General features: G+C 36.5%; 19 protein-coding genes. 6 read left to right on the forward strand and 13 right to left on the reverse strand.

What is annotated here, in order from left to right; translation table 11 throughout:
• Nucleotides 1–61: 61 nt before the first annotated feature.
• The 10 genes from Q8S25_RS03085 to Q8S25_RS03130 all read right to left on the reverse strand — a co-directional run bounded on the left by Q8S25_RS03085 (nucleotide 62) and on the right by Q8S25_RS03130 (nucleotide 18,080).
• Nucleotides 62–2,977 (reverse strand): FAD-binding and (Fe-S)-binding domain-containing protein, encoded by a 2,916-nt coding sequence (locus Q8S25_RS03085; protein WP_305534752.1) that lies wholly within the window; start codon nucleotides 2,975–2,977, stop codon nucleotides 62–64.
• Nucleotides 2,977–4,974: a TonB-dependent siderophore receptor gene (locus Q8S25_RS03090; RefSeq protein WP_305534754.1), complete on the reverse strand. Its 1,998-nt coding sequence runs from the start codon at nucleotides 4,972–4,974 to the stop codon at nucleotides 2,977–2,979. Before Q8S25_RS03090 ends, Q8S25_RS03085 begins: the two co-directional genes overlap by 1 nt.
• A gap of 4 nt (nucleotides 4,975–4,978) precedes the next feature.
• Nucleotides 4,979–7,711, reverse strand: coding sequence for a bifunctional YncE family protein/alkaline phosphatase family protein (locus tag Q8S25_RS03095; protein ID WP_305534756.1), 2,733 nt, complete (start codon nucleotides 7,709–7,711; stop codon nucleotides 4,979–4,981).
• An 85-nt stretch (nucleotides 7,712–7,796) separates the two neighbouring features.
• Nucleotides 7,797–9,323, reverse strand: coding sequence for a SusD/RagB family nutrient-binding outer membrane lipoprotein (locus Q8S25_RS03100; RefSeq protein WP_305534758.1), 1,527 nt, complete (start codon nucleotides 9,321–9,323; stop codon nucleotides 7,797–7,799).
• An 18-nt stretch (nucleotides 9,324–9,341) separates the two neighbouring features.
• On the reverse strand, nucleotides 9,342–12,629 hold the full coding sequence (locus Q8S25_RS03105; protein ID WP_305534760.1) for a SusC/RagA family TonB-linked outer membrane protein: 3,288 nt from the start codon (nucleotides 12,627–12,629) through the stop codon (nucleotides 9,342–9,344).
• An 84-nt stretch (nucleotides 12,630–12,713) separates the two neighbouring features.
• A complete protein-coding gene (locus Q8S25_RS03110; RefSeq protein ID WP_305534762.1) occupies nucleotides 12,714–13,838 on the reverse strand; it encodes a TIGR03364 family FAD-dependent oxidoreductase in 1,125 nt (374 codons plus the stop codon).
• Nucleotides 13,835–15,091 carry a DUF5690 family protein gene (locus Q8S25_RS03115; RefSeq protein WP_305534764.1) on the reverse strand — a complete coding sequence of 419 codons (1,257 nt, stop codon included), beginning with the start codon at nucleotides 15,089–15,091 and terminating at the stop codon, nucleotides 13,835–13,837. Before Q8S25_RS03115 ends, Q8S25_RS03110 begins: the two co-directional genes overlap by 4 nt.
• 44 nt (nucleotides 15,092–15,135) lie before the next feature.
• The gene (locus Q8S25_RS03120; protein WP_305534766.1) at nucleotides 15,136–15,816 is read right to left on the reverse strand and encodes a phosphonatase-like hydrolase; all 681 of its coding nucleotides are present in this window, start codon (nucleotides 15,814–15,816) and stop codon (nucleotides 15,136–15,138) included.
• A gap of 1 nt (nucleotide 15,817) precedes the next feature.
• The gene (locus Q8S25_RS03125) at nucleotides 15,818–16,402 is read right to left on the reverse strand and encodes an HD domain-containing protein (RefSeq protein WP_305534768.1); all 585 of its coding nucleotides are present in this window, start codon (nucleotides 16,400–16,402) and stop codon (nucleotides 15,818–15,820) included.
• An 88-nt stretch (nucleotides 16,403–16,490) separates the two neighbouring features.
• Nucleotides 16,491–18,080, reverse strand: a complete 1,590-nt coding sequence (locus tag Q8S25_RS03130; protein WP_305534770.1) for a S41 family peptidase — start codon at nucleotides 18,078–18,080, stop codon at nucleotides 16,491–16,493.
• A 71-nt stretch (nucleotides 18,081–18,151) separates the two neighbouring features.
• On the opposite strand from Q8S25_RS03130, the gene Q8S25_RS03135 reads away from it, so the two are divergent.
• From Q8S25_RS03135 to Q8S25_RS03150, 4 genes are read left to right on the forward strand one after another with little or no spacing between them, the layout of a single operon-like run.
• On the forward strand, nucleotides 18,152–18,994 hold the full coding sequence (locus Q8S25_RS03135) for an N-acetylglucosamine kinase (protein ID WP_305534772.1): 843 nt from the start codon (nucleotides 18,152–18,154) through the stop codon (nucleotides 18,992–18,994).
• 5 nt (nucleotides 18,995–18,999) lie between these two features.
• Complete coding sequence (gene murQ / locus Q8S25_RS03140) at nucleotides 19,000–19,821, forward strand: N-acetylmuramic acid 6-phosphate etherase (protein WP_305534774.1); 822 nt, start codon at nucleotides 19,000–19,002, stop codon at nucleotides 19,819–19,821.
• A 1-nt stretch (nucleotide 19,822) separates the two neighbouring features.
• Nucleotides 19,823–20,389, forward strand: a complete 567-nt coding sequence (locus tag Q8S25_RS03145) for a hypothetical protein (protein ID WP_305534776.1) — start codon at nucleotides 19,823–19,825, stop codon at nucleotides 20,387–20,389.
• Complete coding sequence (locus Q8S25_RS03150) at nucleotides 20,386–21,237, forward strand: dienelactone hydrolase family protein (protein ID WP_305534778.1); 852 nt, start codon at nucleotides 20,386–20,388, stop codon at nucleotides 21,235–21,237. The genes Q8S25_RS03145 and Q8S25_RS03150 overlap by 4 nt, the downstream gene beginning before the upstream one ends.
• A gap of 5 nt (nucleotides 21,238–21,242) precedes the next feature.
• Here Q8S25_RS03150 and Q8S25_RS03155 read toward each other — a convergent pair whose 3' ends face one another.
• Nucleotides 21,243–22,226 (reverse strand): ABC transporter ATP-binding protein, encoded by a 984-nt coding sequence (locus Q8S25_RS03155; protein WP_305534780.1) that lies wholly within the window; start codon nucleotides 22,224–22,226, stop codon nucleotides 21,243–21,245.
• A gap of 48 nt (nucleotides 22,227–22,274) precedes the next feature.
• Between Q8S25_RS03155 and Q8S25_RS03160 the strand changes: the two genes are divergently transcribed.
• A complete protein-coding gene (locus tag Q8S25_RS03160) occupies nucleotides 22,275–22,994 on the forward strand; it encodes a YoaK family protein (protein ID WP_305534782.1) in 720 nt (239 codons plus the stop codon).
• Nucleotides 22,969–24,144: an aminotransferase class V-fold PLP-dependent enzyme gene (locus Q8S25_RS03165; protein WP_305534784.1), complete on the forward strand. Its 1,176-nt coding sequence runs from the start codon at nucleotides 22,969–22,971 to the stop codon at nucleotides 24,142–24,144. Before Q8S25_RS03160 ends, Q8S25_RS03165 begins: the two co-directional genes overlap by 26 nt.
• On the opposite strand, the gene Q8S25_RS03170 is transcribed toward Q8S25_RS03165, so the two are convergent.
• Together Q8S25_RS03170 and Q8S25_RS03175 are read right to left on the reverse strand one after the other, a co-directional pair.
• The gene (locus Q8S25_RS03170; RefSeq protein WP_305534786.1) at nucleotides 24,141–24,359 is read right to left on the reverse strand and encodes a VF530 family protein; all 219 of its coding nucleotides are present in this window, start codon (nucleotides 24,357–24,359) and stop codon (nucleotides 24,141–24,143) included. The genes Q8S25_RS03165 and Q8S25_RS03170 overlap by 4 nt on opposite strands.
• 8 nt (nucleotides 24,360–24,367) lie before the next feature.
• The gene (locus Q8S25_RS03175; RefSeq protein WP_305534788.1) at nucleotides 24,368–25,612 is read right to left on the reverse strand and encodes a hypothetical protein; all 1,245 of its coding nucleotides are present in this window, start codon (nucleotides 25,610–25,612) and stop codon (nucleotides 24,368–24,370) included.
• Between the last annotated feature and the right edge of the window lie 5 nt (nucleotides 25,613–25,617).

A 25,617-nucleotide genomic window follows, 5' to 3' on the forward strand; every position in this document is an offset into this window, starting at 1 on the left:
ATACCCTTACCATTTGGTTTGAAAAAAACAACAACTATAATATTTTAGGTATTAAATATGACTATTTAATCAACGCTTCATACAATATCTCCACCGGATGCAATGCAACTTCATTGGTGCCATCTTTAATTTGATGTCTACATGAAGTACCAGCTGCAGCAACAATGGTATTGTTGGCTTTGTTGCGAACCGCAGGAAACAATACCAGCTCTCCTACTTTTTGTGACACTTCATAATGTTCTTTTTCATAACCAAAAGAACCCGCCATACCACAACAACCTGATGGTATAATTTCAACAGTATAGTTTTTGGGTAAAGACAAAATTTGTTTACTATAATCTTGCGAAGACAAAACTTTCTGGTAACAATGTCCGTGTATGGCAATATGCTTTGCATTATCCGTAAATGAATCTGCATGAATATTCCCTGCTTTTATTTCATTCGAAATAAATTCTTCAATAGTAAAACTATATTGGGCAAGATTAGTTGCAGCTTCCTTATTTTCGGGGCTCGCTAAATCTTTGTATTCATCTCTAAGCGTAAGCAATGCAGATGGTTCAATTCCTACAATTGGCGTTTCCAAAGAAACCAAGGGCGATAACAATTCAATATTTTGATTAGCAATTGCAGCGGCTTTCCTAACCAACCCTTTTGATAAATAAGACCTCCCACTTTCTACATGTTTAGGAATAATCACTTGATAACCCAAACCCTCTAGAAGTAAAATAGCTTTCTGCCCAATAGCACTGTCTAAAAAATTAGTAAACTCATCGCAGAAAAAATAAACTTTACGATTAAACAAAGCAACTCTTTGATTGTGCCAACGTTGCAAAGTTTGATTACTCAACAAAGGCATGGAACGCTCCGGATGAAAACCCACTAACCGATTGGCTAGTTTTCGCAATACAGCAGTGCCAAAAACAATATTATAAATAGGTCTAAACAGAGAAGCCAATTTCATTTGTGCGGCAAAATTACCTACCAACTTAGAGCGGAACGGCGTTCCATTGGCATCATAATAATGTTGCAAGAATTCTGCTTTCATCTTTGTGATATCAACACTAGATGGGCATTCTATTTTACATCCCTTGCAACTTAAACAAAGATCCATCGCTTCCTTTATCTCTTCATGGTTAAAAGGAGCAAGATCATTGGGATTACTTAAAAATTGTCTTAACACATTGGCCCTAGCACGTGTGGTATGTTTTTCACTTCTAGTGGCCATAAAACTAGGGCACATCAATCCCCCACTAATTTCCGATTTCCTACAATCACCAGAACCAGAACATTTTTCTGCCAAACGTAAAATGCCCTCATCTGCAGAAAAATCAAATAAAGTTTTTCCCAAGCTTGGTTGCTTTATTTGACTCATTCTAAAATGACTATCCATTGCAGGTGTATCCGTAATTTTTCCTGCATTAAAAATCCCCTTTGGATCAAATATGCTTTTAACCTGTTTAAATAATCCATACACTTCTTCTCCCACCATGGAAGCAATAAATTCTCCTCTTAATCTTCCATCCCCGTGTTCACCAGATAATGACCCATTGTACTTTTTTACTAAAGCAGCAGTCTCTTTTAATATAGACCTAAACTGTTGTACGCCTTCTGGAGACTTTAAATTAATAAGTGGCTCTACATGCAATTCACCAGCGCCCGCGTGCGCATAGTATGAAGCTTGCACACCATGTTGATTTAACAATTGTTGCAAGTCGGCAATATAAAGCGGCAGATCATTGGTAGACACTGCACAATCTTCAATTAAGTTAACCGGTTGGGCATCCCCTTTTAAATTTCGCAACAAACCCAAACCCGATTTGCGAACATCCCATGCAAACTTAGTATCGGCATTGTATAAAACCGGAAAAGCATATCCCAAAGAAGCATCAATCAAAGCATTAATAGTAGACTTGATTTTGATAGCTAATTCTTCCTTGGTTTCTTCCATGAATTCTATCATCAATAAAGCTGCGGGATCGCCCTCAATAAAAAATCGATTCTTTTGGTATTCAGGATGTCCGATAGTAAAATCTAAAATCATTTTATCAACCAGCTCCACTGCCATCGGGCCCTGCTTCAAAGCTTCTATATTTACACACAAAGATTCACTCAATGAATTGCAATGAACAATAATCACCCCCACTTCCTTAGGAGGTAGCGGTAATAAATTCAATTTTAATTCGGTAATAAATGCCAATGTGCCTTCTGAACCTGCAAGCAGTTTACATAAATTAAACTTACTTCCGTTTTCTGCAAACGGTTGCATATCTAATAAAGCATCCAATGCATAACCAGTATTTCTTCTGACTACTTCTTTAGAAGGAAAATTTTGCTGAATAAGTGCTTGATGGTGCTTATGTTGCAAGAGCTCTAAAAGGTTTTGATAAATGCTTCCTTCTAAACCATTGGTATAAACGGCATCTTGTAAATCAATATTTTTAAAAACGGCAGTAGATCCATCACTTAAAATAACAGACGCCTCCATTAAATGATCTCTTGCCGACCCCCAAACTATACTATGCAATCCACAGGAATTATTCCCCACCATGCCACCTATCATAGCTCTATTAGCTGTTGAGGTTTCAGGTCCATACATCAGCCCAAATCCCTTTAGGTAATGGTTTAAATCGTCTCTTATAACGCCGGGCTGCACCCTACACCAACGTTCTTCTATATTCACTTCAATCATTTGATTAAAGTGTTTAGAAATGTCTACTACTATTCCATTACCCACCACTTGTCCCGCTAAGGACGTACCTGCGGCTCTTGGAATAAGTGTAATAGAATGCTCATTCGCAAATTCAATAATAGTGCATATATCTTCTGCATGTTGGGGTATGGCAACTGCCAATGGCTTCTCTTGGTAAACAGAAGCATCTGTTGAATAGGCCATCAACTGCATTTGATGTGCTGCACTTGAATCAAAATACAGTTCCCCTGTTAATCTATTAGAAAGTTGTTCAAACAATTGTTTCATTAAAACCTGAATTGGGCAGAAATATACAAATTCCTTCCCATACCATTAATGCCACTTCCATGCATTCGATAATCGGTATTAAAAATATTGTTTACACCGGTTCTAAATTGAACGCCTGTTATTTTTGTTGACAAATGAAAATTGAGTAAACCAAAGCCTGGCGTTCCCCCTTTAGGAATTCTGTTGTCGTCTTTATCGCCTTGTGCCAATCTATTTTGTGCAGCAGCGTAAATATATTCAAGACTGTATTGAATATTGGGTTGCGTTAATTGTATAAAAGTCCTTCCATTAAATGGGGGTATTCTACGCATGGGTTCTGCCCTACTCGTATTTTGTCCAAACGAATATGCCCCATTAGTGCTAACCAATAATTGCTTAGTTATAGCAATTTGTACATCATACTCCATTCCTCTGATAAATGATTCTTGGTTGTTCTCTTTTATATACACATTGTACCCGCCTACCTGTTGCCCAACCAACTGTACTCGATTGATAATATTGGTTAAATGCATATAATAGAAAGCCATTGATAATTGAACTTTTTTTGTTTGGATTTTATAGCCCAATTCTGTATTAAACGTTTTCTCTGGCTTTAATCCATAGGCTGGCACTTCGTACCTAAAATCAACCAAGCCCAGTGTTCCCATATCGTCAATATTGGGTGCTCTATATCCAGTACTATAAGAAGCATACACCGATTGGGTTTTACTAATTTGATACAACAATGCGGCATTAAACACCAAAGAAGACGGTTTCACTATTGCAGTATCCACTTCAATTTGAAGTCCATTGTATCTTACCCCCACTTCTGCATTAAACTTACCTAAAGCAAAATGATGTAAACTGTATAAAGAGAAATTTTGCATACGGGCATTATTGGGATATAAGCCTCTCTGATTAACAGTTGCCCCATTGGCAATAGCTATCTGTTGTTTTGAACTGGTTACTTGATCTGCATAAAACTCTACACCAGAGTTAGCGGTCCAATTAGAATTGATAACTGAAAAAACATCAGCAGTAAGCCCAACAGTATTCACCCAATCGTCTTCAATGAAACGATTCGCATTTCCATTTCTCCTATAATTTCTGCGTTCTTTATTTACTTGTGATGAAGCAGTGAAACTTAGTTTAAACAAAAGCGGATGCTGCGTTTTCCCTTCCATTCTTAAATAGCTCAAGCTTCTTTTTTGTGGATCAAATTGGTAGTAAGCAAAGTTTTCCAAAACCACCCTATGATACAAGGGTACATTGTTTTGTTGTAATTGCTGGTGTGCAGCAGTGAGCAACCATTGACTATTTAATTGCCATTTAAATTTAATATCCAACGCATTCTCTTTATAACCGCTGGGGTGTTGAATTCCAGTAGTATCACCACCTGGCAAGTCACCAAATTTTCTTGATGTATATCCTACCTGCAATGCTGTTTTAGCAGTACTATAAACCAATTCTGTCCTCCCAGAATATTCGGCATCATTGCTCAAGACCCTACCAATGATATTGCCCGACCATTTTGGCTTTTCAGAAAACTGGGGGTCTTTCGTAAATACTTGTATAACACCACCCATGGCATCAGAACCATATTGCACAGAACCCGTACCTCTGGCTACTTCTATTGCACCAACAGAAAACAAATCAATGGTATTAAAATATTGATTAGGCCCATATCGGTAAGTAGCATTATTCAAACGTATTCCATCAATCATTAATAAATTTTGATTCCCTGTTAAAGAACGAACAAATGGCGAGCCCCCACCATGATTGGTTTTTTGAACAAATACGCCCGCAGTTCCAACCAATGCTTCAGGACTGGTGCGTGTCTGAAATTGTTGAATATCTTGAGTAGATAATTTACTTACAGAATAAGGACTCAATAAATTGGTCTGCTTATTTCTAGTTGCAGTAACCATTACATCTTGCAATAAAATAGCAGTATCATTTTGCGCATAAATGGTATTACACATAATAACCCCCAACATAACAGCAGCTAACTTTATCATGGTTTTATTTAATAATGATGGCTTGTTTTTGTTGACGATAATGGTCGGCGCGCATATCTTCTAATTTATCCATTTCAGGCCCTTTGATAATTTTATTCCAATCAATAGTGGTCTTGTATTTTTTCATGGCTTTGTTTACATCAAAAATACGTGTGTCGTGCATTTCTAAAGTATAAGGCGTAAAGTCTGGCTTATCTGTAAAAAAGTCTTGCAATAAAGTAGCAGTTACATCGTACTGATTAACATAAGGAACACCAGAAATATTATAAATAGTTTTTAATACAGATCCAAAATTAGCATGTGTATTACTGATATGTCCTTTTTTTACGTAAGGGCCCGCCATCATTAAAATAGAGCGGTGTGCATCTATATGATCTACTCCACCTTGTGGATCATCTTCTGTAATAATTACCAACATATTTTTCCAATACTTGGTTCTAGATAAAAAATGCAACATCCTTCCCAATGCCAAATCATTGTCGGCCATAAACGAGTGTGCACTAGTATACCCATCTTCAGGTCTTGCTTTGGCTATATGATCGTTGGGCAATTGAATAGTCATTAAACTGGGCATTTCCTCTTTACCAGTAATCCACATACGAGTAAATTCTTTTTCAAATTGATTGGCCCTGTACTGATCGGGTATATTGGTATTGTATCCTGGATAGCTTCTGCTAGTTCTGGGAAATAATGCTTTTTGCATAGGCACCATTACACCATGCCCTGCGCCTGTTGCCGTATCATACCATTCTTCTCTTACGTGCGCGGTTTCATTGGCTTCACCAAAATTGTAGAACAGTTTCTTCTTTCTTTCAAAAGCCTCCCAAATACCCCCTGCTTCTGCAAAGTCTTCTGGATCCATACTTCCCGTTGATCCAGGAAATCTTCTACCTGGTGCAGATGAAAAAAGCTTAGCGGTTTTACTTACACTAGAATTGGTTTCAACCCATTCATTGGGGATCACTCCCATCATCCAATGGTGTCCGTGAATACTCGCATCACTGTCACAATAAAAATTATCACTAAAGGCAAACTGTCTGGCAATTTTATGGTGATTGGGGGTTACCCTTAGCCCATTGAATCTTTCTCGTTGATTAGCCAATAAAGTATAGGCATTGTTTACGCCAAATCTAGCTAAAGTACTATCACCCTTCGCTTCTTTAATTTGTCCAAATACCTCATCATAAGTCCTATTCTCTTTGGTGATGTAAACAATGTATTTTATAGGGCTTTGATAAATACCAGGCAATGGAGGCAATGGATTTTGATTGAGTGCAACCGTAGACCTAAAGAAAGTATTAGACAAAGAGGTAGCGGTATATTTTGATAACTGAATAGAATCGGGCATGGCCACTTTATGAAAAGAACCTAATTGTAAATCACTAATAAATGTTCCTTGTATGGGTTTCTTATAGTTTGCACCTCCATTGGGGCCTGCACCCAATCCCCTTGCAGTAATAACATACAACTCCATTTCGTCTTTACTTAATAACACTCTTGAAGGGCCCCACCCAGTTGGAATTAGTCCAATTGTTTTTGATGATTCAATATCTATAACAGCTATTGCATTGAACCCCAATAAGGCAACAAATAATTTTTTCTCGTCTTTACTTAATGCTAATCCAAAAGGCAATAAACCCCTGAATTGATCAATGCTTGCACTTACTTTAATGGGTATATGGCGTACAATTTTTTGGCTTTCATAATCAATCACACTGATATTGTCATTGGTAGCATTAGAAATATATGCATACTTTTTTCCAACAGCAATAGAGTTAGGACTTGCGCCACCCACTACTTCAATGTCTTCAATTAATTCACCTATTTGATGGCCAGTTTTTAATTTGCTCAACACTTTATTGGTATTCAAATCTATCACAAACACACTCATTGCTTCAGGTGAATTGGGGCTACCTACACCAGGGATTTTTTTCCCATCTATAACTGTTCCATTAATAGACTCATTGGTATTATCGCCATATGGGTGATGTGGTATCACTAATGAATCATAATTTTTTTCGGTCATACCTTCAACTAAAGGGTACGCATACATTCCCACATTAGCTACAAACGCAAACTGTTTATTTGGGCTTAAAGACAAACCAAAGGGGAGCCTTCCACAAGGAATAGATGCTTCAATTTGTTTGGTAGCAAGATTAAGCCGAACCATCCTATAATTAGCCCTGTCTAAAACCAGCAACTCATTTTTTTCTTCATTAAATAATAAATCAGCAGTAAAACTATCTTCAAACAAATCCACTCCCACTTTTCCATTTAAAGAAATAGAATCCAAGCGCCTCATGGTATTGATATCATATACCAATACTGCGCCATTGTCTCCCCCACTCAAATAAACAATATTGGAAGCTTTTCCAAAATCAACTCCTAAAAAAGATCCATTAGAAAAAGGAGAAGGAATTTTTTTATCATAAGAAGGCACCCTAGTATGGTCCATGGTTGCTAAGTCAATAATAGTAAACACACCATTGTGTAGGGTAACTGCTTTTTTACCATCTGGCGAAACACGCATCCCAAATGGATCATGCGTTATGCGAACCAAATCACCTGCAGGACTTATATATCTACCACTGGGTAAAACCGAAATACCTTTTTCTTGAATTCGTGCATATTCAAATTTACCCGGTACTTCTAAAATAGGAATTAGCTTGGGCTGTTGCGCAGTTGTTTTAACAACAGTACAAAATGATATAAATAATAAAAAAACACAATTTCGCATGAGATAAAGTTAAAGGATAAAATAATAAATGAGGTGAATGCTATAGCATCCACCTCATTGAATAAAAACTAAAACTGAGAAAAAGTTATTTAGCTATCCATACTAAGGTATTGATATCATCAGCACCCTGTCTTGTAACTGCTGCAGCTCTATTAGTTGCATTTAATGCTTGCTCAGCTAATGGATAAATGAATCTCACTGGTACTTTATTGTTGTTCAAATTATCTTGTCCTGGTACAATTACTGGTAAGCCAGTTCTTCTCCAATCAAACCAGCCTTCTAACCCGGTAAAAAACAATGACACCCATTTTTGAAGTGCAATCTTGCCCAACTTTTCAGTATTTGATCCAATATAGGCAACTGCTGGTTGTGTGTAGTAAGAAGCAGCAGGGGTTACATTAATTCCATATGCTGCCGGAACCATTGCAGCGTAGTAGGCAAAATTGGCTTGTATTCCATTTAAGTAATATGTTTCTGCTGTAGTGGATGAACTAATCATTCCCTTTTCAGCTGCTTCTGCCAAAATAAATTGCAACTCTGCATAATTCATTATGATACCTCTAGCAACGTTGGGAAGTGGAGCAGCTTGACCATTGTCGTTACAAACCAAACATGCATAACTATAGCCAATCCTTGAAACACCTTGAGGACCACCATTATAATTTAAAGCAGCAACATCTCCCAATCCATTAGGAATTCCTTCAATTTTAGGATTACCAGCCGCAACAGAATTTTGAGAAGGTCTACCAAACACTGCTAATCTAGGATCATTTATTGCAGATAAGCGATCACTCAAAGTTTTACTAACCCTTATCTCATCTATTGATCCAACTCTTGACCCGTATAAAGGCCATTGATTTGCAGGAACATCTGCTAAATACTTCAATTCGGCATTGTCATCATTAGAAGTCATTAATGGATTCAAAGTGGCATTTGCAACAATTGCTTGCATATCTGCATTCACCGATTTCTTTTTAGACAAGCGCATGAGCAATCTTAATCTTAAAGAGTTAGCTAATTTCTTCCATTTTATCACTGATCCATTAAATAAAATATCTCCTGAAATGGCTTCATTGCTTGTACCTAATATATCATTCGCTTTTTTAAGATCAGCCAATAACCCTGTATAAATTTGCTCTTGTGTATCGTATTTTGGCAAATAAATACCGTTTGTCTTTGCTTTTACTGCCTCAGAATAAGGAATATCTCCATAGGCATCAGTTGCCATAGAAAACAACCAACTTTTTAAAACTAGTGCAACACCTAAATAGTTTTGCTGAACAGGTGCGCTTGAACTTGCTAGGTCAATAATGTTTTGAACATTACGCATATTGCCATAAACATTAGACCAAATACCATTTTTCTCTCCCCATAAATAACGGTCTTCATTTACAAATTGAATTTTTGCTGTGTATTGGACTAATAAATTTCCAGTTCCCCAAGCTTGTCCAACTTGCTCATTTACTGCACTCTTAATTACCCCAGATAACAACAAATTAGGTGTTACTTTGGTAGGAATATTTGGATTGGTATTTACTTCTGTAAAGTCTTTGGTGCATGCATTCAGCAATAAAAGCGAAAATGCAGATAAGACTAAATATAATTTTTTCATTGTTGTCTTTTTAAATTTTTAGAATTTCAAACTAAGGTTAACACCATAGCTTCTTGAAGAAGGAATAGACATGTATTCAATACCAGGCAATGCAGTACCTCCAGTATAAGACATCACTTCAGGATCAACATGTGGCACATTAGACCATAATGCTAAATTTCTTCCAACAAAACTTAAAGTAGCAGCTTTAAAAGGCGTTTTACTTAATAAAGTTGTTGGGAAATTAAATCCAATCTGAAGTTCTCTTAGCTTTACAAATGAAGCATCATACATTACACCCTCAGCAATGGCTCTTCCTCCAGTCCAAGCAGTATGCCATTCTCTTGCGGTACGTTTAACATCATTTGCTACAAATTGCCCATTCACCAACATAACACCTTGACCAATTACTCCATTTCCTGGTTTAGTTAAATCGTATCCATCTGCACGACCCTCTAAGGTTTCTGCAATAATACCTCCTTCACGTCCAACTGTTTGTGTGTGTGAGTAAACATTACCACCCATTCTAATATCAAATAAGAAGCCCAATTTGAAATTTCCATAAGTAAATGTATTATTTATACCAGCTAACCAATCTGGATTATAATTACCCAATTTAATTCGATCTGTTGTTCTTACAGGCCTTCCATTACTAAATACCATTTGACCAACAAACTTGCCAGTACCATCATAATAAGCTCCATTTGGGTTGGTATTTTGTACGCGAGCAAAACCAATACCATACATATCACCCATTCGTTCGCCAACTCTAGCTTCAATACTCACACTTCTACTAGCCATTACTAAATTGGATAACCCATCAGACAACTCAACCACCTTACTTCTATTGGTTGAAAAGTTTAAATCTACCGTCCAACGTAATCCATTCTTTTTTCCAACTACCGGAACCAAATTTAACATTGCTTCAAAACCATAGTTTCTAATAAGCCCCGCATTAATAGATCTCGAAGTATAACCAGATGTTTGAGACAATGGGATATTAATAATCTGATTCTTGGTATTACTTTGATAAAAAGTTAAGTCTAAACCAATTCGATTATTCAACATTTTTATTTCTGTCCCAATTTCAAATGCAGTGCTAATTTCTGGCTTTAATGAAAGGTTGGCCAAACGATCTGTTTCACCATAAATTTGTGCAGTACCAAACGCAGTACTTGGATTATACGCTTGTGTAAAAGTGAAAGGATCCGTATCATTACCCACTTGGGCCACACTTCCTCTAACCTTAGCAAAATTAATTATAGAAGGTAATTGAACCATATCACTTACAACAGCACTTAACGCTGCAGATGAATAGAAAAATGAATTTTTCTCAGAACCTAGCGCTTTTAATTCTGCTGGCAATGTAAGAGCACTACTCCAATCATTTCTACCGGTTAGTTCTAAAAACAAATAGTTTTTATAAGAAACTTGTGCAGCACCATATAAACTATTGACTCTTTTTTCAGTTAGTGTTTGAGCAATATCTACTGGAACTCTATTATTTGTAAGCTTATAAATTCCAGGAATGTTTAATTGACCTGCATTCACTTCATTAAAATCACTCTTCTGTCTAGTTTGATTACCTCCTAAAGATCCCGAAACAGTAAAGTCAGTATTAATTTTTTTATTCGCACTTAAAAGGAAATCGGTGTTTCTCTCTTCAGTAACAACCCTAGCTTCTCTATATTGTCCAAATGGAAAACGCTGGGTACTAAACCCTCTTTTGTAAGCTCTCAATTCAGATGCATAATCGGTAGCAGCTCTTAGCTGTAAGCTTAACCAACTTGCTAAGTCATATTTTAAAGTGATGTTCCCAAGAATACGATCAACTTGTTGACTATTTGTGTTCTCATAAACTGTTAAATAAGGATTATCATGGTAGTTATAATTCCAACCAAATTGCTTAACCCCTTCTAAACCTGGCTGCCATAGTCTTTTCATATCAGCAATTCTAACAGACCTAGGGAACCAGCTCGTAAATAAATACATGATACTTTCAGTACCATAACTAATGGAAGGTCTATTACCACTATTACTTTTGATATAAGATACAAATGCACGAGCAGAAAATTTATCTGTTAAATTGTATCCTCCGCTAAATGAAACGGTATTTCTTTTCAAGTCGGTATTTGGCACTATCCCAGTTTGATCTAAATTGGTATAAGACAACCTAAAATCACCTTCCTTATTGCTTCCTACAATCGCAACGTTATTGGTTATAGTTCTACCAGTTTCAAAGAAATTAGCTACCCCGTCAATATCTGGTAACCAAGGAGTAGGTGTAATCACACTTCCAGCAGGTGCATTTAAATCGCCACCTAAAAATGGAATAACTTGTCCATTTAAGGTTCTTGGAGAATTGTATTGAGGATACAGTTGCCCCTTAAAAGCAGGCCCCCAACCTTCATCAGTTCCATCAGTTAAACCAGCACCCCCTCCATTCACAAACGCAAAAGCACCGCCATTCCCGTTTCCTTGTCCATATACATTTTGAAATTCAGGAAGCTTTAATGCATTTTCAAAAGTTAAGTTACTGTTCACTTCTACACCAATACCCTTACTGCTTTTACCCGATTTAGTTTTAATTACAATTACACCATTTGCTGCCCTTGAACCATATAATGCAGATGCTGCTGGTCCTTTTAAAACGTTTATACTCTCTACATCATCTGGATTAATAAAACCAGCCCCATTGCCAAAATCTACTTCCATATTCCCTCTTCCACTTGCACCTACAATAGAATTACTAATAGGCACTCCATCTATTACATACAGTGGCTGATTTTTATTCATATCTACTGAGCGTTCACCTCTTATAGTTACCCTAGCAGAACCACCAATACCAGAATTACCCCCTACTACAGTAACGCCTGCAATTTTACCAGCAAGTTGACTTACCACGTTTGTTTCACGCGCAACAGTTAAACTTTCGCCTTTTAACTCTTGAGAAGCATATCCCAATTTTTTCTTTTCTCTTTTAATACCCAAAGCAGTTACTACTACTTCATCTAACTCGGAAGTACTAGTATTCATTTGAATTTGTAAAAAGCCATTGGAAATGGTGAGTGTTTTATTACTATAGCCTACAGAACTTATGGTAATTTGATCTCCAACATTAGCATTTAAATTAAAATTACCTTGTTCATCAGATATAGTATTAAGCTTGGTTTTTATTACAGTAATTGTTGCCCCTACAATGCCATTGCCTGTAGTAGCGTCCACTACTCTACCTTTAATACTGTTCTGCGCATATGCAGAAAAATGAAAAAGCAATAATAACAAACTGTATAAAATTGCTTTAAAGAAATAGTTTTTTGTTTTCATAATAAGTTTCCTGTTTGAGCAGCAAACCTATCATTGCAATGTTAACTGAATGTATTGTTAATGTTAACTCTATGTTTTGTTATTTCAAATTATTTTATCAATGAGTTTTTCAGCAACACCAAAACTCAAAGTCATACCTGCTCCGCCTAACCCATTCAACAAATAAACATCATCAATTGGCTCATTAAAATACCATGATGAACCATCTGTCATCTTCGGATAAACACCATTCCAAGTAGAACTTATTTCCCAATTAGACGCATTCATAAAACTGTTTAAATAATTTAGAATTAATTCATTTACATTATGATGGTCAAAGGGATCAAAAGTATACCCATACTCATGCGAATCGCCAACAGTTAAGTCTCCAAACTCATGTTGTGATACCATTACGTGAATTCCGTATTTAATATAATCTGGTATTTCGCAAATTAATTTATTGCGCAAAAGATCTAAAGAAGGAGCGCTTTTAAAACTAGTATAATGTAGTAAGGAAAGGCCGCCACATACAGAAGTTCCAATTAACTTATTGTTTGGCGCACTCATTCGAATCATTTGCAATTTGCACTTTACAATTGGCAATGAAATAAATGTTTCAGGGAAAAGTGTTTCAATATCTTGACCACTGCAAATAACAATTTTATCTGCTTTTAATAATTTATTTCCAGACTTCACAAATCCCGTCCCAACTTCTTGTACTGTATGATTCCACAAAAATTGAACACCAGAAAATGATTCTAGAAAATCACTAACATTTGCAACGGCAATTCTAGGATCAACAATCATTTCATCGGCCGAAAACAACCCACCGTATAAATTATTCTGCTTAACAAGTGGGTACTTTATTGATATCTGACTTGGCGTTAACAGTGTTATTGGTCTACCTTCTTTTTCAAACTGGGCAAATAGCTCATTTAAAATTATCCACTCTTCACTTGAATATGCAACATGTAAACTTCCTGATTGATTGTACCACATTCCAACACTATTGGAAATATCCCTCCAAATTTGAGACGATTTCTTTGCTAGCTGATACAATTCACCGTCGGGCTGACCAATTGGCCATACCATTCCGAAATTTCTAATAGACGCACCAACTGCACGTTGTGTTTTATCTAATACAGTCACATTAAACCCATTATTAGTTAGCGCCCTTGCAGTAGCAAGACCAACTATACCCGCACCAACTACGATAGCAGATTTTTTCATATTACCTGTTTTGATAATTTAAAATACTTAAGATGTCCAACAAGAGTAAAAAGGACTAAGCATATTCCCCCAATAGCTGCAACAATAAATAATAAAGAGAAAAAAAAGACCCAACTAAATTGAATTGAAATGAATTCCTTTACTAGCAAAACTATTACAGTGCCTAAATACCCAAAAGCGTCTGCTATATACATTACAAAGCCTACATTACCTTTAATTTCATAACTCGAAATCATTCTTTCAAAATATAAGCAATTGAAAGGCAAGTAAGCTAAGTATAGCCCTGCTGTTGATAATATCATCCAATTGATTGGGTTTAACAATTGTTGATAAAACAATAGAGTTGATATCAGAGAAAGTAATAATCCTAGGATTACTAAAATATGAGAATAAACAAATGCTTTGAAATTAGATTTAATGGTAAAAAAAGACCCGATAATAATGAGCACGAATATTGTTATCCATGTGCTAGTCCTAACAAAAATTCCGGCATCGGCAATATACCCAGTTTCCATCCATAACTCATTGGCAAAATCTTCACTAAAATCTCTAACAATAGTAAAAAGCATATAGCTAATAACAACAGGCAATAACAACCACCCAAATTGAGTAACAAATTTTTTTTGTTCCTTTAAGTTCATTGGAATGCGTTCTGACCTAACTAATACATCGGATGAACTTGGAATAGGCGTTTGTTTCAAAAGCCACAATGCAAACAACAAAGGAATTAAAAATACACCCCCCGCAATAAAAGGCATCCAAAAATCATGAATATCAATATTAATTAAGAGCCATTTACCTACGGACTTTGCTAAACCAGATGCAAAAATGAAACTACTTACCAAAAAAGCACCCATTATTTCAGTTGTTTTTCTCCCTTCTAAAAAACCAAATACCAAACCAAAAACCATCCCTAATGGCAGCCCATTTAAAAACATACAAAAAATATTGTAAGGTGCCGGAATAATAGCAAATAGGAATAATGCCACCCAAGCAGTTAAAATACAAATCAATATTCCTTGTATTCGAAACTTTGGATCTATTGAAGCAATGATTCTAATTCCAATAAATTTACTAATCATATATCCTAAAACCTGAGCAATAACTAAGCAAACTTTATATGAAATACCCAAGAAAGTCCAATTTGTATATAAGCCAACAGTATAAGGTTTCCTAAAACCATACATGCCTGTATAAACAACAAATGCAGCAAATGAAACAACGAACAACAAAAATGCAGGTGAATTTTGCATTCTGTTATTTAGAAAATCATTATGCCGAATTTTAAAATAATGCATCATTCAATCAATGAGATTATTTCATTTAAGCTATCAATAATATAGTCAGGATTAGATAATTGAAGCAAAGAGGCATTTTGTGCACCAGTGGTAATACCAATAGTTAGCCCACATTGTGCATTTTTACCTTCTACTATATCAATAATTGAATCGCCTACTTTAATAACCATTCTTGCATCTGAGATTTCCATTTTTTGCATTGCCAAAAGAATCATATCTGGCGCTGGCCTTCCATTAGCCACATCGGAAGCAGTAATTAATCCATCAATTTGTTCCCCTATATTCCAATAAAGCCTTTGAATTAAGTGATGGGCTGTAGTACTGTCGTATCCTGTATTTAATACTACTTTTATTCCCATATTTTTAAGCATGGCAAAAACTTCACCTGCTCCTTCCATTGGCAAAATGGGAGCAGTTGCATAGGCAATTAGTAACTTTTCTTTAAACAATTCATGAAGTCGATCTGCTAATTTGTCTGGCGCAAATACACCAAGCTCAATTAAAACATCTCGAAAAGCCGACCGCTTTTCTTTACCAGCAGCAATTGAAAGCACTAAATCAAGACTACAATCATAGCCATCATCTATTAGTGTTTGATGCAATAATTTATAAACTAAATTATCTTCATTAACTGTGGTGCCTGCCATATCAAATACCACTAATGCATATTTATTTTTCATCTTATTCTATTTGACTTTTTTGCAAATGACGAATAATCATTTGCTTATATGGCTCAAGATTTTGGGGCAATGGTTTATTTGGAATTTTTGCTTCTTCGTCAATTTTGCGAATAGCTAAAATGCTTTCTAAAAAAGGATTTTGCTCAAAAAGATTTGCTTCTTCTTCAGACATTGGACCACCTTGAAAAGAAAGCGTTTGCATACTTGCTTCTGATAATAATGCTAAATATGCTGGGTGTTTATAACAGAGGTATCTTTTAGCAGGCACATGAAGTGCAACAGATTGAACTACCACATCTGCAAAACCTCTTGCTTGTAAAAAAGCTCCTCCCAATAGTTCATGGTCATGTAACCCAAGCCCTCCCATATTATTTTCCGAGGTTGTTGGCTCACAAATATGTCCAATATCATGCAATAGTGCAGCAATTATCAACTCTTCTCCAAGACCTTTTTCAGCTGCAATTTCTGCACTCTGAACCATATGTTCCAACTTGGTTACAGGTTCCCCAATATATTCTGAACCGCCATTCGATAATAATAGTTGAATAATTTCTTCTGCAATTTCTGAAGCAATAAGTCTTTCCATTAAGATTGTTTAAACAAACCTATTGAAGAGTTATTGCTCTAAGCGAATTTGATGATTAACAAAACATGAAGGAATTGTTAGCTTATTGTTACTGAACCAACTTAACCGCTTTGCCCACTAAAATATCTGCATCATTGGCTACCACAAAATAGCCATTGGTTCTCCAGATTTGTCTGGCTATTAAAGCTTTAATTCTATTCAAAATAAAATCTTTGCTACGTGCATCTATTGCATTGAAATTCAAACCATCCTTTGCAGCAAATTGAATAAAGCTTTTCCATTGTGTGTCGGACACCTTGAAATTTAAATTAAAATTAGAAGCATTATTATATGCCGTGTATTGAGCTCTATTGGTAACAAAATCATAATAAGCAAAATCATTCAATGTACTGGTCATTAACACTTGTAACACAGCTCTTGTGTACAATGATGAGTCAAATAATACCGTGGTATCAGGTGTAATTCCTCCTCCGCCAAAAACCATTTTACCAGCAGGTGTTTTATATTTTTTTAACGAACGTGCTAAAGAATCCTTTTTGGCACTTGAATCTGTTTGATGAAAACGGCCCAGTAATTCGTCGTTATACTTATCTATTCCATCTGCATAAGACTTTTGAATATTTCTACCTAATGGAGTAAAATACCTTGCAACAGTTAGGCGTACTGCCGATCCATCACTCAATTGAAATTGTTGTTGAACCAATCCCTTTCCAAAGGAACGACGCCCCATGATGGTTGCTCTGTCCCAATCTTGCAAAGCCCCAGCTAAAATTTCACTGGCAGAAGCAGAAGACTCATCAATTAATACGACCAACTTCCCTTTTTCGAAAAGCCCAGGACGTTTGGCAGTGAATTCTGTTCTTGGTGTATTTTCTCCCTCTGTATAAACAATCAACTTGTTGTCTTCTAAAAACTCATCTGCCATATCAACGGCTTCTTTCATTAACCCACCAGTATTTCCCCTTAAGTCTACAATCAGGCTCTCCATTTTTTGCGCCTGCAATTTTTCTAACTCGGTCATGAACTCTTCATAGGTTCTCTCAGCAAATTTATTCAAACGGATAAATCCCACTTTAGGCGCAATCATATATGCAGCGTCTACAGAGCTTACAGGAATATTGCCACGAGTTATGGTTACTTCTTGCATTTTACCTGCACGCAAATATTTCACTTTAACTTTTGAATCGGCAGGGCCTCTAAATAATTTCCGAATAGCCGTACCATTTAATTTTTTACCCGCAATTGATACACTATCATTTACAAATATCAATTGGTCGCCTACTATCAATCCCACTTTTTCAGCTGGTCCCCCTGGCATGATGCTCATTACATTTACCGTATCGTTTATTTGACGGAATTCAATTCCAATACCTTGGAAATTGCCCATAATGTCTTCATTGGCCGCAGAAAGGTCAGAAGATGGAATAAAAACCGAATGTGGATCTAAATGTTTCAATAATTCATTCGCCACTAATCCGTTAATGCTATCAGCCGAAACCTTATCAACGTACCTATTTTTAATTAATTCGGTCAATTCTTGTAATGAGGATCGGCTTGAAGGACTAAAAAACATTGGAGACATGGTCTTTTCCTTCAACTGAAAGCCAATAACCATTCCCGAAATCATCACAATCGCAAATAAAACCGGTAACCAAACCTGCAGTTTCTTAGAACCCATAAATACACATTAAATTATATGTCATGTAAGCATGCAAATATCTATATTTATTGCCGAATTAAACCTTTCCTATGCCTGCCATATTAATTGCCGACAGCGGCTCTACCAAATGCGAATGGTGTTTGCTGGTAAACGGCAAGAAAAAAACCGTACTAACACCTGCTATGAGCCCTTATTTTGTTTCTGGAGAAGAAATGATTCAGACCTTAAATAAGCTGCTAATCCCTAAAATAAAAAACACACCCATAGACCAACTCTATTTTTATGGTACAGGTTTGGGCAACCCAACCAATGTGCTCATTATGAAAAAAGTTTTTAAACAACTTTTTCCAAAAACAAAGACAGAAATTAATACAGACTTATTGGGAATTGCACGCGCTTCGTGTGGAAACGAAAAAGGGGTTGCTTGCATATTAGGAACGGGCTCTAACGCTTGCTATTACAATGGTAAAAAAATTGTTTCCATCAGCCCAGGCCTAGGTTATATTCTTGGCGATGAGGGTTCAGGCGCTTATTTAGGTAAAAAAGTAATTCAGTATTACCTGTATAAAACCTTTGATGAAGACCTAATGTCTAGGTTTCAAAAACGATTTGGCGAAACACATGCCAGCATTTTAGAAAACGTTTATAAAAAACCCTTGGCCAACCGATATTTAGCTGAGTTTGCATTGTTTTTGGCTGAAAACAGAGGCCATTTCATGATAGAAAATATCATTGAAGACGGCCTAAACGACTTTTTTTTCACACATTTATACAAATTCAAAGAGAGCTGGACCCAACCCATCCATTTTGTGGGTAGTGTTGGATTTGGTTTTAGAGATGTTTTAAAAGAACTTTGTAACAGTTACGAGTTAGAATTGGGTAAAGTTTTAAAGACCCCTATGTCTGGATTATTGGCATATCATAAACAGTAAGTACCATGGGTAATTTTATTAAGGTTACAGAACAAGCTTCTAGGTATAATGACCTAGAAAAAATGAGTATTCAAGAAATATTAACCAATATTAACCAGGAAGATAAAACGGTTCCTGATGCAGTAGAGAAAGCAATTCCGCAAATAGAAAAACTGGTTGCAGCAATAGCAGACAAAATGCTGCAAGGTGGTAGACTTTTTTATATGGGTGCTGGTACTAGTGGCAGATTGGGCATACTCGATGCAAGCGAATGCCCGCCTACTTACGGGGTTCCGTATGGATTAGTGATTGGCTTAATTGCAGGTGGAGAAAAAGCCATTACTCAAGCAGTTGAATTTGCAGAAGACAGTGCAGATGAGGGTTGGAGCGATTTGCAAAAACATTTTATAAACGATAAAGACGTAGTGATAGGGCTTGCCGCAAGCGGAACAACTCCTTACGTTATAGGTGCTTTAAAAGAATGCAGAAAAAGAGGGATTATTACAGGCAGTATCAGCTGCAACCCCAACTCACCCATTTCCGATGCTGCTGATTTTCCTGTGGAAGTGGTGGTAGGCCCAGAATTCGTTACTGGTAGTACAAGAATGAAAAGTGGAACAGCGCAAAAATTGGTATTGAACATGATTTCTACGGCTATTATGATTCAATTGGGTCGTGTAGAAGACAATAAGATGGTGAATATGCAATTGAGCAATATCAAATTAGTAGACAGGGGCGTAAAAATGGTAATGGATAATTTGGGCTTAAGTGATTATGAAAAAGCAAAAAACCTTTTATTAAAATACGGTAGCGTTAAAAAAGCAGTTGAATCGGTAGGAAGCGAATAGTATGCATGAGATAGAACCATTTTTTAATTGGAGACATATTTATATTGCGGAAGAAGACAAACGCTCTCCTTTCTACGGACGCACTTATTCAGAGTTTGAATTCTCTCAAACGGTATACAATTATTTTATTCATCCACAATGGGACGATTTTGGGAGCAGAACTTTATACCTCAAAATCATTTATGTAGACTATGAATTACAGTTTGCCATCATAGAATTGATTGGAGAATGGAATGATGCCATAGAGAATGATATCATGGAACTCAAAAGAGAAATCATTGATTTATTGGAGAAAGAAGGTATTTATAAATTCATATTGATTGCCGAAAATGTGTTAAATTTCCATAGCAGCGACAAAGAATATTATCAGGAATGGTTTGAAGAAGTAACTGATGAAAATGGTTGGATTGTTGCATTAAATATGCCTGCAGCCACCCAACAAGATTTCAGAGGGAAGAAACTGAATTATTATATAGAGCTGATGGAATTACCAGAATGGAGGGTATACAAACCTTATCACCTTTTCAAAAAAATTGACGACGAATTAAATAAACGAATTGCTTTATGAATCAAGAAATTATTGACCTCTACGACGAGTACACCCATAAACCCTTAAGCAGACCTGAATTCATGAGTCGCTTGGCACTGTTAACAGGCGGAATGGCAGCAGCACTGAGTATATTACCAATGATTGAGGTAAATGCTGCCAAAGCTAATATTACCGCTGAAGACGACTTGGAAATAGAAACCATTACCTACGAAGGAGTCAATGGTACTATGAGTGCTTATGTGGCTAAACCTAAAGGGAAAAAGAAATTAGCAGCAGTAGTAGTGATTCATGAAAACAGGGGATTGAATGCCCATATAGAAGACGTTGCTAGAAGGGCCGCAAAAGCGGGCTACTTGGCCATAGCGCCCAATATACTATCACCCTTGGGCGAATTGCCTAAAAACGACGACGAACTAAGAGCAAAATTTGCAACACTCAAAGCAGAAGAGAGTTTGCAAAATTTCATTCGCGCTTTTACTTATTTGAGTACGAGAAAAGATTGTAATGGTCAAATGGGTTGTGTAGGATTTTGTTGGGGTGGAGCAATGGCGAATAACTTAGCAGTGAATGTGACAAATTTAAAAGCAGCAGTGGCTTATTATGGTAGACAACCAGAAGCAGCCAAAGTTGCCCAAATTAAATCGGCTGTTATGTTGCACTATGGTGAATTAGACACCCGAGTGAATGAAGGTATTCCAGCTTATGAAGCCGCACTAAAAGAAAATAAAATCGATTATGAGCTTTTTGTTTACGAAAAGGTGAACCATGCATTTCACAATGATACAGCAGGCGCAAGATACAATGAAGCTGCAGCAAAACTTTCATGGGAAAGGACGCTCCGCTTTTTTGCGAAATACTTAAAATAAATGAGTTAAGTAGTGGTTGGAGCAACTGTAACAAATACAATGTCGCCAGCATTAAATAGGAAGGCAGTGGTTCTTACTTTTATGATAAATCCATCCACCAACACTTCTATTGAATAATAGGCACCAAAAAACAATACTTTCTGCACAACTCCTTCCACAAAATGGGGTTGTGCAGGTTTTACAACTGAGATAGCTAGTTGCTCAGGTCTAATTAAAGCTCGCTTTCCTCTAACGCCTTCTCCTAACAATTGTAAAAAGACTTCGTGAGTTTTGGTATTAATCAAGTTGTAATCACCCATTAAAGCTGCTACATATTCATTCACGGGATGATGATACAATTGCTTGGGCGTTCCTTGCTGCACTACTTGCCCATCTTGCATGATAATAATACGATCGGCCCAAGACAATAAATCTGTTGCATCGTGCGAAACCAACAAACAAGTCACTTTTAAAGTAGTACAAATGTCTTCAATAACAGACCGAATCAATTCTTTATGAACACGATCTAAATTAGAAAAGGGCTCATCTAACAACAATAATTTGGGGAATGAAGTCAATTGTTTAGCTAAAGCAATTCTTTGCTTTTCTCCACCAGACAATTCATCCGACTTGCGCATCATTAAATGACTGATTCTACATACATCAAAAATTTGTTGGGCAGACCTTGCATCTAATTGATTCGTCATTTCAAGAAGCTCATGTACTTTGTAATTGTTACGCAACTCAAAATGTTGAGACAAATACGCAATTTTAGCATGGCCTGGCAACAATTGTTCTTCTGGTCCTAACACACGTAGTCCTTCAAAATAAACATTGCCTTCATCAGGCTGCAGCAGCCCAGCAATCAGCTTTAAAAAGGTAGATTTTCCAGAACCCGTTTCGCCAGCAATAGCAACCCGCTCTCCTTCTTGCATAGAAAAATGCAAGGGCTGAAGCACCGTATTACCCCTTTCATATTTTGAAACAGCTTGTAAATCCACAAAAACCATGACACAATTTACAAAATTGTACCTTCAATTACTAATTAAGATACCCCAATGTTTAGACACAGAATTGGTAAGAGAAGTTTAGAAACAAGTATTGCGCTTGCTTCTTTTCTTTCTTGTGTGGCAGGTATGGTAAATGTGGTTGGTTTTTTAGCCATCCAAAAATTAACTACGAATGTGACGGGGCATTTTGCCTTTTTTATAGAAGCATTTGACCAACTTAAATTTTGGGAAGGCCTGATTTATATTTACTATGTAATATTCTTTTTATTGGGCGCTTTTGTTTCTAATACAATCATTGAAATTGTGTATAGAAAAGCGAAAAGATACGCTTTTAGCATCCCCATATTATTAGAAATAACCTTGTTAGTTTGTGCAGGACTTTTCTTGCACCCATTTATTCATACATATCCAGATTTCATTGCGTTCATACTGTTGTTTACAATGGGACTTCAAAATGCATTGGTTACTAAAATTTCTTCCTCGGTTATTAGAACAACCCATTTGACCGGGCTATTTACCGACTTAGGAATTGAGCTATCTCAATTGTTTTTTTACAACTCATCCGAACAAAAAAAACAATTAACCGACTCAATAAAATTAAAATTCACCATTATTTTCTCTTTTTTTATAGGCGGTATAATTGCTGGTTTATTCTACAATACATTCGCATTGAAAACGCTAATTATTGCAGCAGCAATATTATTTGTTGGATTAATATGGAAAAATATCAAACTCCTATTTTATGATTACCGAACAATTAAGAAATGAATTTTTAGTAAGAAAAGACCTTACCTTTTTAAACTTTGGATCTTTTGGCGCTTGCCCTAAACCTATATTTGAAAGGTATCAACAATATCAGTTAGAACTGGAACAAGAGCCGGTTCTTTTTATTGTTAAAACTGGTTTAGATTATTTACAACAATCTAGAGAAGCATTGGGTAAATTTTTACATGCTTCAGCAGACGATTTGGTTTACTTTATAAATCCATCACATGCAGTTAACCTAGTTGCAAAAAACTTTCCTTTGAAAGCGGGTGATGAAGTGCTAACCACCAATCTAGAATATGGGGCATGCGATAGAACTTGGGAATATTATTGCGCACAGGCTGGCGCATATTATAAAAAGCAATCCATCAGCTTGCCTTTAACAACCAAAGAAATATTTGTAGAAGAATTTTTTAAAGGAGTAAATAATAGAACAAGATTAATTTTCATTAGTCATATCACCAGCTCAACAGGATTAAGATTCCCAATAGAAGAAATATGCGCAAAAGCAAAGCAGATGGGCATCCCCACATTTATAGATGGCGCGCATGGACCAGCACAAGCTCCAATTAATTTAAATAGTTTAGGCGCAGATTTCTTTACAGGGGCTTGTCATAAATGGATGATGACACCAAAAGGAAGTACTTTTCTTTACGTGAATAAAGCATATCAACGCTTGTTAGACCCTTTGGTAATTAGTTGGGGATTCAACAGTACTACACCTTCCCATTCTTCCTTTTTAGATTATCACCAAACACAGGGTACCAGAGACTTTTCGGCCTTTTTGTGTATTCCAGAAGCTATTCAATTCATGAACAAATACAATTGGACTGAAGTATCAAAGGAATGTAGAGACATGGTTAAATTGAACGCAATGAAATTTTGCGAGTTGTTAAATAGCCAACCATTGGCTCCACTAACCGATGATTTTATTTTACAACTATTCAGCATCCCTATTAAGACCAACGACCCTATCCAGTTAAAGAATTGTTTGTTTGATCAATACAAAATTGAAATACCGGTTATGCCGCATGGAGATAGCGTTTTCTTAAGGTATTCTATTCAGGCATTTAATACACAAGCGCATCTAGATACACTCTACGATGCGGTATCTAACATAATCAAAACAACCAACTTAATAGAAATAGATTAGAGTGTACTAATATAAAGGTCTTCCACTTTTTTACGAGCCCATGGAGTTTTTCGCAAAAAGGTTAGCGACGATTTAATACTCGGATTATTTTTGAAACAATTGATATTAATCATTCTGGCAAGATCTTCCCAACCAAAATGCTTTACTAAATAAGTAAGAATCCACTCCAAGGTTTTCCCATGGAGTGGATCATTGGATATAAAGTTTTCAGACATGCCGCAATTTAATCATTGTTCCTGGTTGTGCCAGTTCCATTTCTGTTTCCTCTACCACTATTTCCAGGTCTAGCTTCTGGTACAGTTCGCTGAGGTGGATTAGGACGCACTACAGGGCGATTTGGTTGATTAGGCTGAGAAGGTCTTACTTCAGGACGCTGACGTTCCCGACCAGCAGGGCTAGTACTTGGTCGCTCTACTCTATCCCGACCAGCAGGGCTAACTTCAGGAGTGGGCCTAGTTTGTGGTCTAGTTTCTTGAATAGGACGAGAAGGTCTGTTATTTACCTCTGGTCTTGTATAAGGCCTTGTTCTGTCATTAATGGATGGCCTTGAATTTGGACGTTGGTTATTATAACTTGGCCTATTATTGGAAACTGAAACTGGTCGCATATTCATTGGTACCCGATCTCTTGAAACTCGGTATCCTTCTTGAAAAGATTGTGGCCTTGAATAGGTAGTTCTATATAATCCTTGCTGAGATCGATTAATGTAAACCACCGACCTAGACCTCCAACCATTATTGCCATAATTCCAATTGTACCAATTCTTGTTTCTATAAAAAGAACCTCTTGAGTAATATCCGAAATAGATATTGAAATAATTATAATGGTATCCAGAATACCAATGCCATGAATAAGGTCTCCATGGTCTCCACCAACCTGGATACCTATTCCAGCCCCAAATAGAAACCCAGGGACGATAGGTAGGAACATAAATATATTGTACAATTGGCCAAGTGGCTACTTCTACATAAGAAACAGTTCTTCTTTCTGCAGGAATATATTCGTCGTCAAAATCAGATTGAAAACCAGGATTAGGTGTTCCTTCAGAAGCATAATTGGGCTCAATAATGTAGTCTTTACCATATAAATCTTCATCTCCTACTACTTGAATATACACCCGATTATTGGCCTCTTTTGTTACAACAAATACGGCAATATCTTGTTGCTCCCGGCTATTAATGTCTACTCGCAAAGTAATACTGTGAACATCATCTTTAACTTTATCTACCACAGTAATATAATCAATTTGATTATCGCCGTCTAAGTCGAGGTTATTGATTTTTTGATCGGGATCGTTAATGGTTTTCTCAAATTCTTCTAAGGTTTTTGATTCTTGAAAAACTTTAAGTGCGGCATATAAGTTTAAATTATCACCTGGCAAGCCCAACGATTTAGGTTGTGTAGACTGCGCTTGCAATTGTACTGCAACTGCAATGAGGAAGACCAATAAGCTAAAAGTCTTTTTCATAACTA

Source organism: Sediminibacterium sp., from assembly GCF_030695065.1.
GTDB lineage: Bacteria > Bacteroidota > Bacteroidia > Chitinophagales > Chitinophagaceae > Sediminibacterium.